Here is an 11,885-nt window from a genome sequence, read left to right as displayed (position 1 = left end):
ACCTCTTGCATGCCCTATAAACATTAAGAGAAAGTTTAAAGTAAGAAAAAAGCATACTACGCGTTTAACATCCTTATGTTTCAATAAGAGTATTAGTAAAGGTATTATGAAAACTTGAACTTGATTAAAAAATCGAATGTTGATGAAATTTTGATAGATTACAAATGGGTTAAGCTGTACTTGGTCAGCAATGGAGAAAATTACATTCAAAAAGCAAACTAATACCAGGATGCTATGAATGATTACAATAGAGACTATGAAATAGAGAGTTCTCTTCTTACTTTCGTCATTAAATACTGCTAAAGAAAGTATAAAGAGGAAAGAAAAGTGAATTGTATAAAATAAACTGAAATTTTCTTCTTTTGATAAAATAGATGAAATAACCCCCATTATGATAAATAGGTATATTAGTTTGCTTATTATGGGAGTTGAAAGCTGTTTTTTGCGTGCGCTGAGTTTTATTAAAAAAGTTATGGAACTTAAAGACAGTAAAATTACTTGTAGTATTCTTTGGTGATTATGATAATCAAAAGAATATACTGGAATAAATGGTAGAAGTGTTAAAAAGAAATAAAATACACAAAGAGTTGTTATAAAAGGAAATGTTTTCATCTTGAAAAGTTAAAGTGCCTCTGAAAAGGCACTTTAACAAAGTTAAGTATTAAGACTGTGGGCAGCTTTTTGGTGCTAGAGTTTTATCTCCAGTAATACCAGCTGTTGCACATGTCCACTCTCCCGTTGAATTATCACGAGTCCAAGTGATTGTTGCACCGTTTACTTGAGTTGGTGCGTTAACAACTTTACAAACAATTGTTGAGTTAGTTGCTGAAATTGTACAATTTTTTGTTGAAGTGTTTTTAATGCTTTTCAGATCTGAAACACCAGAAATTGTTTCACCGTTATTTTTCTTGATTTCAAACTCTGTCTTTGCACCAGTAATTTCAGCTAGACCAGCTGTTAATTTTGATGATGCTTGGTAGTCAGAGTATGCAGGAAGAGCTACTGCAGCAAGAATACCGATGATTGCAACTACAATCATTAATTCAATTAGGGTGAAACCCTGTTGGTTTTGTTGTGTCATTTGTTCCTCTCCTAAAGGATATGATGATTTAGTAAGTTTAGCTGTAACTTCAGCGTTGTAAAACCAGTGCTCAATTTACAGGATAAATCTTACAGTTTTACTTAAAACTACTTTTATTAACCTTTAAATGTTAACAAAGCAGCAAAAACTTTACTTGTTAAGCGTGTATAAATTTACTTTAGCATCAATAAATGTTTTTGGAAGCTATTTTCCTGTTCAGTAAGCAGTTTTTCAGAACTTTCCTACCTTTGTTTGATGTAAAATAAGCTTAGTTACACATATTTGTACTATTTATAGACACCGCATCCTTGCAGGAACTTATTGAATTGATTGCAATCTTGTGTAGGTTCAGGACGTGCGTATACAAAATAGTCAAAAGCGCTGAAAAGATATTGATTTTTTGTTATCTATTCAGGCTTTTTACGTATTTAATGCTTTTTTTATTTTCTTGTCAACGAATTAGGTAAAACATTAAATACGTACAAGAGAAATTTTAGCCGTTAAATCGCATTGAAAGATCGATTGATTGTAAATTTTTTGTAAGTGCACCACTTGAAATATAGTCAACACCGGCCTGTGAATAGGCTTTTAAAGTTTCAAGAGTCATGTTGCCAGATACCTCAAGCTTTGCTCGCTTGTCTGTAAGCACAACTGCTTGTTGAATTTGCTCTACAGTAAAGTTATCAAGCATGATGATATCAGCTCCCGCAGTGATCGCTTGTTCAAGTTCATCAAGTGATTCTACTTCTACTTCAACTGGCTTGGTAGGGTGGTTTACTTTAGCTTGAGTGACGGCTTTATCAATACCACCACAGGCTGCAATGTGGTTTTCTTTAATTAGGAACGCATCAAAAAGGCCGATGCGATGATTCGCGCCACCACCACATTTTACTGCGTATTTTTGTAGCGCACGTAAACCTGGAATTGTTTTACGCGTGTCGAGTAGCTGCGTAGTCGTGCCCTCAAGCTCTTTTACATAATGAGCTGTTGTTGTTGCTGTACCTGAAAGTGTTTGTACAAAGTTAAGGGCAGTGCGCTCCGCAGTTAAAATAGCACGAGCTGAGCCTGATGCTTTAAATAGTGTACTATTTGCTGCTACTTTGTCGCCGTCATTTACGAGTACTTCAACATTTACTGTAGGGTCAACTTGCTTAAATACTTCTAAAATAATGTCTTTACCACAAAATACACAGTCTTCACGAGTAATTACTTTGGCATTGGCTAGCTCGTTTTCTGGAATTAGTTGCGCGGTAATATCACCGTCATTTGCGCTTTGGTAATCTAAATCTTCATCAAGGGCGAGTTTTACCAGCTGGCTAATTAAAGTGTGAGGGACTGACATGTCGAAAGCTCATTGTTTATTAATAAATTGGCGAAATTTTACTATGTTTAACCCCTTAATAGAAGACAAAGATCGGCCACAGTAAAGTATCCTTACTCTTACTTTAAGTGATTGAATCAAAGCAACTAGACCCTGAGATTTTAACCCTTTACACTATTTAACTTTATTGTCATCGTTAGTTTTTAATATGCATATAAATGAATTGGGCCAATTAAACAATGTGTTACAAAGGCCCTGTACACATTACGATGAGCGCCCTGAGGGCGAGGTGTCATTACTAGTTATTCATAATATTTCATTGCCAGCAGGGCAGTTCGCAACGCCTTATGTTGATGATTTGTTCATGGGGGCAATTGATTGTACGGCGCACGAAAGCTTTACTGATTTAAAAGGCTTAAGAGTGTCTGCGCATTGCTTTATTCGTCGTACCGGTGAAATTATTCAGTACGTGCCTTTTGAGAAAAGGGCTTGGCACGCCGGTATCTCGACGTTTGAAGGACGAGAGCGCTGTAATGATTTTAGCGTGGGCATTGAGCTTGAAGGTACCGACAACCAAGCGTATACCCAAGCCCAGTATAATGCATTACACTTAGTGACTATGGCGTTGATGGCAAAGTACCCTGAGATAAACCGTTCACGCATTGTTGGCCACTGTGATATTGCACCGGGCAGAAAAACTGACCCTGGTGCGAGTTTTGATTGGCAATACTATTTTGATTTAGTGTTTTAGTTAAAGGATATAGGTAAAAGCATGATCTTAATTTCAATAATTATTGCTTTGGTAATTGAGCGTTTAGGGGCTCGAGCTAACTACTGGCAAATCGGTTTTTATGCCAATACCTACCTTAAGCACTCGCACAAACAACTCTCAGAAAAAGGCTTATTTAATTCGCCAATTGGTTTTTTGATTTGGTTAATGCTGCCTGTCGTTGCCGCAGGTTTAGTTTATCAACTCTCTGATTTTATTATTTGGCAACTAGCTGTGAATGTTGCTGTGCTGCTGGTGTGTTTTGGTTGTGCTAAGCAACGTGCTTTATATAAGTCTTACTTAAATGCGTTAACCCGCAACGATCAAGAAGCTGCAACCCTATTTGCGTTACAAATGGGCCAAAAGAAGACAGAAGATGACCCTCATGGTGAGACTTTTGGCCAAACTTTAGCTTGGTTAAATTTTCGCTTTTATTGTGCAGTTATTTTTTGGTTTGTGGTTTTAGGTGTGCCTGGCGCGGTGCTTTACGCATTAGTTCGTACTTTTGCTGACAAAGTAAGGGATGATCACAGTGTTGCCTATGCTAAGCGTTTTAAACTAGTACATAGCTTACTGTTTTGGCTCGATTGGTTACCAGCTCGGGTTGCAAGCTTTGGTTATTTAGTTATTGGTAACTTTAATAAAGGTACCAGTTGTTGGCTCAAGTATGTGCTCGACTTTTCAGTGAGTAACCGAAAAGTAGTTACGCAAACTGCACTTGCCGCTGAGCAAATTGAGCAGCAACATTTTGGCTGTACTTATGAAGCCACCTGTATGATGAAACTTGTAAAAAGAAATGTATTGTTCTTTTTAGTGATCATCGCAGCACTTACTTTATTTGGTGGTTTGGCGTAGCGTGTAAAGTTAGCAAGTTACGAGATGTAGGACTGGCTTTAGCCGGGAATGTGTTTGAGTTAGCAAGTTTCAAGAGTAAAGCTTGTAGGAACGTTACTAGTCATGAATCTCTGCGGTTGCACTTTGATTGAGTTTTAATTTTTCAGCACTGAAGTGCATCCTACTTCGAATATTTTTCAGCATTCAATTCAACGATGCGGGGTAAACCCGCTGCTACAAAGCTACTCAATTCATCTAACATCTAATACCTGACCACTAAAAGTTCTGCCGTTTAATCTGGTCTGACCATTTCTTTTTTATTGTTTTTTCCTTCAGAAAAAGCCACTTTAATCCATACTGTTTAATCTTTAGACGAATTACGTTAGGGTGTAACTAGGCGCTGAACGTAGTGAAATTGACAGAAATACGGGTTTTTGATAACGTATGCGACAAATTTGGTATGACCAATTTACCTTTTTGGTCAAAGCACAAGGCTAAATACCCGATATTTATGGGGTTAGCGCATAACAATGCGGACGTTAATAAATGTCTTTAAAGATTAAAGCAGCAAAATTATCTGATGTAATTTTACAACAACTTGAGAATATGATTCTTGAGGGGTCGTTGGCGCCAGGCGAAAAGCTGCCTCCTGAGCGTGAGTTAGCGAAACAATTTGAAGTATCGCGACCTTCACTGCGTGAGGCAATTCAAAAGCTAGAAGCTAAGGGGTTAGTAACGCGTCGCCAAGGTGGTGGAACGTTCGTAAAAAATCAGCTTGAAGAGGGGCTCACTGATCCGCTTTTTGATTTGATTAGTAAGCATCCAGAGTCACAATTTGATTTACTCGAATTTCGTCATGCCCTTGAAGGAATTGCAGCATATTATGCAGCTATGCGCGGCACAACGAATGACTTCAAAAAAGTAAAACAAAGCTTTGACAACATTGCGCTCGTTAATGACGACATTGTGCAAAAAGCAAAAGCAATTAATGCATTTCATTTTAGTGTGGCAGAAGCGTCTCATAACGTTGTACTGCTACATTTAGTACGTGGTATGCAGGCCTTGCTAGAGCAAAATGTATTACAGAATTTAACTGTACTGTTAAAAAAACCACAGATCAGCCAGCAGCTCGCAGAACATAGACGACTGTTGATGGATGCGGTTATTGAAGGAAACCCAGAGCAAGCACGTCTTGCTAGTAATGCTCACTTAGCCTTTATCGAAGAAGCCTTACTTGAGGCTGGCAAAGAGCATTCGCGGATTGAACGTAGTTTAAGACGCACCAAACAACATTAAGCAAGTGATTAGCTAAGTTTAGTTAACTACTTAATTTAAGATTTATTAAAATAATTAGTATTTTAAACATAAGGAAACCTCCATATGTCTGAAGTCAATAAAATTGACGTAGACGCGCTAGAAACACAAGAGTGGTTACAAGCCCTTGAGTCTGTTGTGCGCGAAGAAGGTGTTGAACGTGCTCAATTCTTACTTGAGCAAGTGTTAGAGCAAGCCCGTTTAGACGGTGTTGATATGCCTACTGGCACAACCACTAACTACGTTAATACCATCCCGGTAGATCAAGAACCTGCTTACCCAGGTGACGTAAACATTGAGCGTCGTATCCGTTCAATCATTCGTTGGAATGCGATCATGATCGTATTACGCGCGTCGAAAAAAGATCTAGACTTAGGCGGCCATATGGCTTCTTACCAGTCTTCAGCGGCATTCTATGAAGTATGTTTTAACCACTTCTTCAAAGCACCAAACGATGTAGATGGCGGTGATTTAGTTTATTACCAAGGTCACATTTCTCCAGGTATCTATGCACGTGCATTTGTTGAAGGTCGTTTAACTGCTGAGCAGCTTGATAACTTCCGTCAAGAAGTTGATGGTAAAGGTCTTCCTTCATACCCACACCCTAAGTTAATGCCTGAATTCTGGCAGTTCCCTACGGTATCAATGGGTCTTGGTCCAATTGCATCAATCTACCAAGCTCGTTTCTTAAAATACCTAGACGGTCGTGGCTTAAAAGACACTAAAAACCAACGTGTATACGCTTTCTTAGGCGATGGTGAAATGGATGAGCCAGAATCACGTGGTGCAATCTCATTCGCTGCGCGTGAGAAGCTAGATAACCTATGTTACCTAATCAACTGTAACTTACAGCGATTAGATGGCCCAGTAATGGGTAATGGTAAGATCATTCAAGAGCTTGAAGGCCTATTCAAAGGTGCGGGCTGGAACGTGATTAAAGTTGTATGGGGTAGTGGTTGGGATATCCTACTTGCTAAAGATACATCAGGTAAATTACTGCAGTTAATGAACGAAACTATTGACGGTGATTACCAAACATATAAAGCAAAAGACGGTGCATATGTTCGTGAGCACTTCTTCGGTCGTTACCCAGAAACAGCAGCACTTGTTGCTGATATGACTGATGAAGAAATCTTCGCGCTTAAGCGTGGTGGTCATGAGCCATCAAAACTTTACGCTGCATTCAAAAAAGCGGAAGAAACCAAAGATCGTCCTACTGTGATCCTAGCTAAAACTGTAAAAGGTTACGGCATGGGTGAAGCGGCTGAAGGTAAAAACATCGCGCACCAAGTTAAGAAAATGGACATGACTCATGTTGAGCACCTACGTTCACGTTTAGGTCTACAAGATTTAGTTTCTGATGAAGAAATTAAAGACTTACCATACCTTACTCTTGAAGAGGGTTCTGAAGAGTACAAGTATCTTCACGCTCGCCGTGAAGCGCTTCAAGGTTACACACCTAAGCGTATTCCTAAGTTTTCTGAAAGCTTAACATTGCCAGAAGTTGACGCGTTTAAGCCACTACTTGAAGAGCAAAAACGTGACATCTCTACAACAATGGGCTTTGTACGTGCACTTAACGTGTTACTAAAAGACAAAGGCATTGGTAAAAACATCGTTCCTATCATCGCTGATGAAGCGCGTACATTTGGTATGGAAGGTTTATTCCGTCAAATCGGTATTTATAACCCACATGGCCAAAACTACACGCCGCAAGACCGTGACATCGTTTCTTACTATAAAGAAGCAACATCAGGTCAGGTACTACAAGAAGGTATCAACGAGTTAGGTGCAATGTCATCATGGGTTGCTGCTGCAACATCATACAGCACTAACGATTTACCAATGATCCCATTCTACATCTACTACTCAATGTTTGGTTTCCAACGTGTAGGTGATATGGCATGGATGGCCGGTGACCAACAAGCACGTGGTTTCTTACTAGGTGCTACGGCAGGTCGTACTACACTAAACGGTGAAGGTTTACAGCACGAAGATGGTCACAGCCACATTCTTGCTAACACGGTTCCTAACTGTATTTCTTATGATCCGACATTCGCATACGAAGTAGCGGTAATCATGCAAGACGGTATCCGTCGCATGTACGGTGAAGACCAAGAAAACGTGTTCTATTACCTAACGCTAATGAACGAAAACTACCATCAACCGGCAATGCCAGAAGGCGCTGAAGAAGGTATTCGTAAAGGTATCTATAAGCTTGAAACTGTGGCTGGCGATAAAGCGAAAGTACAGTTACTAGGTTCAGGTACTATCATGATTGAAGTGCGTAAAGCGGCACAAATCCTGAGCGAAGAGTATGGTATTGGTTCAGATGTATTCTCTGTAACGTCATTCAATGAGTTAACTCGTGACGGTCAAGACGCTGAGCGTTTCAACATGCTTAATCCAGAAGCAGAGCAAAAGACTGCTTACATCACGGACGCATTAACTGATGCCGTGACTGTTGCAGCAACAGACTACATGAAGAACTACGCAGAACAAGTTCGTTCATTCGTACCAAGCAGCAACTACAAAGTGTTAGGTACTGATGGTTACGGTCGTTCTGATAGCCGTGAAAACTTACGTCGTCACTTCGAAGTGAATGCTGGTTATGTTGTGGTTGCAACACTATCTGAGCTTGCTAAACGTGGTGAAGTTGAGAAGTCAGTAGTTGTTGAAGCAATCAAGAAATTCGACATCGACACAAACAAAGTTAACCCGCTATACGCATAAGAGGTTCCAATGAGTATTGAAATTAATGTACCAGATATCGGTGGCGATGAAGTTGAAGTAACCGAAATCCTTGTTAGCGTTGGTGATAAGGTTGAGGTTGACCAATCGTTATTAACGGTTGAAGGCGACAAAGCATCAATGGAAGTACCTGCTGCACAAGCAGGTACGGTTAAAGAAATTAAAGTAGCTGAAGGTGATACGGTAACGACGGGTTCACTTATCATGATCTTCGAAGGTGAAGAACAAGCTGCGGCTCCTGCAGAGGCTAAAGAAGATGCGCCAGCTCCAGCAGCTTCTGCTGTGCAGGAAGTAACTGTGCCAGATATCGGCGATGATGAAGTTGAAGTAACTGAAATCATGGTTGCGGTAGGTGACTCGGTTGAAGAAGAGCAATCTTTATTAAGCGTTGAAGGCGATAAAGCATCAATGGAAGTACCTGCTCCAATGGCGGGTACGGTTAAAGAGATCAAAATCGCGACTGGCGATAAAGTGAAAACGGGCTCTCTAATCTTCGTTTTTGAAACAGCTTCAAGCGGTTCAGAAGCGCCTGCTGCAGAATCAGCACCAGCTGAAGCAGCGCCGGCAGCAGCGGCATCAAGCACTAAAGAAGTTAACGTGCCTGATATCGGTGGTGACGAAGTTGAAGTAACCGAAGTGATGGTTGCTGTAGGCGACAAGGTTGAAGAAGATCAATCAATCTTAAACGTTGAAGGCGATAAAGCATCAATGGAAGTACCAGCACCATTTTCTGGTACTGTTAAAGAAATCAAAGTAGCTGCTGGGGATAAAGTATCAACTGGCTCACTTGTCTTTGTATTTGAAGTAGCGGGTAGTGCACCAGCAGCAGCGGCACCTGCTCCTGTAAAAGCTGAAGCAGCGCCTGCACCTGCAGCAAAAGCGCCTGCGGCTGAAAAGCCAGCATCAGCACCTGCAAGCAACGAAGGTTTTGCAGATAACAAAGCGTATGCACATGCATCGCCTGTTGTTCGTCGTTTAGCGCGTGAGTTTGGTATTAACCTAGCAAACGTAAAAGGCACGGGGCGTAAGAATCGTGTTGTGAAAGAAGACGTACAAAACTACGTGAAAGACCTTGTGAAGAAAGTTGAGTCAGGTCAGCTGTCTTCAGGTAAAGGTAATGCTGGTGGCGGTGAGTTAGGTCTTATCCCTTGGCCTAAGGTTGATTTTGCTAAGTTTGGTGAAATCGAAGAGAAGAAACTTTCTCGTATCCAGAAGTTATCAGGTGCTAACTTACATCGTAACTGGGTGCAAATCCCGCATGTTACACAGTTTGACGAAGCTGATATCACAAGCCTTGAAGCATTCCGTAAAGAGCAAAATGCGCTTGCTGAGAAGAAAAAGCTGGGTGTTAAAATCACACCTCTTGTATTTGTGATGAAAGCAGCGGCGAAAGCATTAGCTGAATTCCCAACGTTTAACTCTTCACTGTCTGAAGACGGCGAAAGCTTAATCTTGAAGAAATACATCAATATCGGTGTTGCAGTTGATACGCCAAATGGCTTAGTTGTTCCAGTGTTCAAAGATGTTGATAAGAAAGGCATCATTGAACTTTCTCGTGAGTTAATGGATATTTCTAAGAAAGCACGTGACGGCAAACTAACTTCATCTGATATGCAAGGCGGTTGTTTCACAATCTCAAGCCTTGGTGGTATCGGTGGTACATCGTTCACGCCAATTGTGAATGCACCAGAAGTTGCTATCTTGGGTGTATCTAAGTCAGAAATGAAACCTAAGTGGAATGGCAAAGAGTTTGAACCTAAATTAATGGTTCCATTATCAATGTCATACGACCATAGGGTTATTGACGGTGCACTAGCAGCACGCTTTACTGTGACGCTAGCAAGCTACATGAGCGATATTCGTCAATTGGTGATGTAATCGTCTCATAATTTATAAGAATCAAATCCCAGCAAGTTGTTTTTTGCTGGGATTTTTACCATTGGCAATGATACAATCTTTGCCATAGAACAATCTTGGTATAGATATCTGCTCTCCCTTTCTGCCTTGCAGAAACATGGCAGTTAAACTTAGGGGCAGTGTCCCGTTCAAACATTTAAGGTAATAGCATGAGCAACGAATTAAAAACTCAAGTTGTTGTACTAGGCGGTGGTCCTGGTGGTTATTCTGCGGCTTTCCGTGCTGCTGACTTGGGCTTAGAAGTTACATTGGTAGAATCTCGCAACACATTAGGCGGTGTATGTCTAAATGTGGGTTGTATTCCTTCAAAAGCACTTTTACACGTAGCTAAAGTGATTGATGACGCAGCTGAAATGTCATCTCACGGCGTTACTTTTGGCAAGCCTGAAATCGACCTAGACAAAATCCGTGATTGGAAAGAGTCTGTAATCGGTCAACTAACTGGCGGCTTAGACGGCATGGCTAAAATGCGTAAAGTGAAAGTAGTTAGCGGCTACGGTAAATTCACTGGCAGCAACACACTTGCTGTTGAAGGTGAAGACGGTACAACAACAATCACTTTTGACAATGCTATTATTGCAGCGGGTTCTCAACCTGTTAACTTACCTTTCATCCCTGAAGATGACCGTGTAATTGACTCAACTGGTGCGCTAGAGCTTAAAGACGTTCCTGAGAAGCTACTAGTTTTAGGTGGTGGTATCATCGGTCTTGAAATGGGTACTGTATACCGTGCACTAGGTTCTGAAATCGACGTAGTTGAGTTTGCTGATCAATTAGTACCAGCAGCTGATAAAGACGTTATCAAGATCTACCAAAAATACGTTAAGAATAAGTTCAACGTAATGCTTTCTACTAAAGTTGTTGGCGTTGAAGCGAAAGAAGACGGTCTATACGTTTCATTCGAAGGCAAAAACGCACCAGCTGACGCAGTACGTTACGACAAAGTACTTGTTGCTGTTGGTCGTACACCTAACGGTAAATTACTTGACGCTGATAAAGCAGGCGTTAACGTTGATGAGCGCGGTTTCATCAATGTTGATAAGCAGCTTAAAACAAACGTTGATCACATCTTCGCTATCGGTGATATCGTTGGTCAACCAATGCTTGCGCACAAAGCGGTTCACGAAGCTCACGTTGCTGCAGAAGTTATCTCTGGTCAGAAACACTTCTTCGATCCTAAGTGCATTCCTTCAATCGCATACACAGATCCAGAAATCGCATGGGTTGGTGTAACTGAGAAAGAAGCAAAAGAGCAAGGTTTAAGCATCGAAACTGCTGTATTCCCTTGGGCTGCTTCTGGCCGTGCAATTGCTTCAGCACGTACTGAAGGTCAAACTAAGCTAATCTTCGATAAAGACTCAGGTCGTGTTATCGGTGGTGCTATGGTTGGTATTAACGCAGGTGAAATGCTAGGTGAAATCGGCTTAGCAGTTGAAATGGGCGCAGACGGTGAAGACCTAGCGTTAACTATTCACGCTCACCCAACATTAAACGAATCAATCGGTCTAGCTGCTGAAATCTTCGAAGGTTCAATCACTGACCTTCCAAACAAAAAAGCAGTTAAAAAGAAGTAAGTTCTTTTGACTAATCTTTTTAAAAACCCAGCCCCGGCTGGGTTTTTTGTTTTTAACAATAAGCTTTTTAGAGGTTAGATATCAGATGTCAGACGTTAGTTGATCGAGAGAGTGGTTTTATTTTTTGTAATTGAACAAAAGCGTGTCATACATGAAATGAATTATACTTGTTTAACCACTAACCACTAACCACTAACCACTAACCACTAACCACTAACCACTAACCACTAACCACTAACCACTAACCACTAACCACTAACCACTAACCACTAACCACTAACCACTAACCACTAACCACTAACCACTAACCACTAACCACTAACC

8 protein-coding genes are annotated in these 11,885 nt (G+C 40.8%); 6 read left to right on the top strand and 2 right to left on the bottom strand.

What is annotated here, in order from left to right; genetic code table 11:
* Positions 1–661: 661 nt before the first annotated feature.
* Together L1D51_RS17795 and nadC are read right to left on the bottom strand one after the other, a co-directional pair.
* Positions 662–1,081 carry a pilin gene (locus tag L1D51_RS17795; protein WP_105174899.1) on the bottom strand — a complete coding sequence of 140 codons (420 nt, stop codon included), beginning with the start codon at positions 1,079–1,081 and terminating at the stop codon, positions 662–664.
* Positions 1,082–1,574: 493 nt separating this feature from the next.
* Positions 1,575–2,423 (bottom strand): carboxylating nicotinate-nucleotide diphosphorylase, encoded by an 849-nt coding sequence (gene nadC, locus L1D51_RS17790; protein ID WP_239964401.1) that lies wholly within the window; start codon positions 2,421–2,423, stop codon positions 1,575–1,577.
* 187 nt (positions 2,424–2,610) lie between these two features.
* Between nadC and ampD the strand changes: the two genes are divergently transcribed.
* The 6 genes from ampD (at position 2,611) to lpdA (ending at position 11,561) form a co-directional block, all read left to right on the top strand.
* A complete protein-coding gene (gene ampD / locus L1D51_RS17785) occupies positions 2,611–3,153 on the top strand; it encodes a 1,6-anhydro-N-acetylmuramyl-L-alanine amidase AmpD (protein ID WP_054562787.1) in 543 nt (180 codons plus the stop codon).
* 21 nt (positions 3,154–3,174) lie between these two features.
* Positions 3,175–4,026 (top strand): beta-lactamase regulator AmpE, encoded by an 852-nt coding sequence (gene ampE, locus L1D51_RS17780; RefSeq protein ID WP_239964400.1) that lies wholly within the window; start codon positions 3,175–3,177, stop codon positions 4,024–4,026.
* 525 nt (positions 4,027–4,551) lie between these two features.
* Complete coding sequence (pdhR, locus tag L1D51_RS17775; RefSeq protein WP_036965924.1) at positions 4,552–5,301, top strand: pyruvate dehydrogenase complex transcriptional repressor PdhR; 750 nt, start codon at positions 4,552–4,554, stop codon at positions 5,299–5,301.
* 84 nt (positions 5,302–5,385) lie between these two features.
* Entirely contained in the window at positions 5,386–8,052 is a 2,667-nt protein-coding gene (aceE, locus tag L1D51_RS17770; protein WP_054562785.1) for a pyruvate dehydrogenase (acetyl-transferring), homodimeric type, read from the top strand.
* 9 nt (positions 8,053–8,061) lie between these two features.
* Entirely contained in the window at positions 8,062–9,948 is a 1,887-nt protein-coding gene (aceF, locus tag L1D51_RS17765) for a pyruvate dehydrogenase complex dihydrolipoyllysine-residue acetyltransferase (RefSeq protein ID WP_239964399.1), read from the top strand.
* A 188-nt stretch (positions 9,949–10,136) separates the two neighbouring features.
* Positions 10,137–11,561, top strand: a complete 1,425-nt coding sequence (gene lpdA / locus L1D51_RS17760; RefSeq protein ID WP_054562783.1) for a dihydrolipoyl dehydrogenase — start codon at positions 10,137–10,139, stop codon at positions 11,559–11,561.
* The last annotated feature ends 324 nt before the right edge of the window (positions 11,562–11,885 follow it).

The organism is Pseudoalteromonas shioyasakiensis (assembly GCF_022398475.1).
Taxonomy (GTDB): domain Bacteria; phylum Pseudomonadota; class Gammaproteobacteria; order Enterobacterales; family Alteromonadaceae; genus Pseudoalteromonas.
The sequence above is the reverse complement of the archived record's forward strand: the minus strand, read 5'-3'. Positions and strand labels throughout refer to the sequence as shown.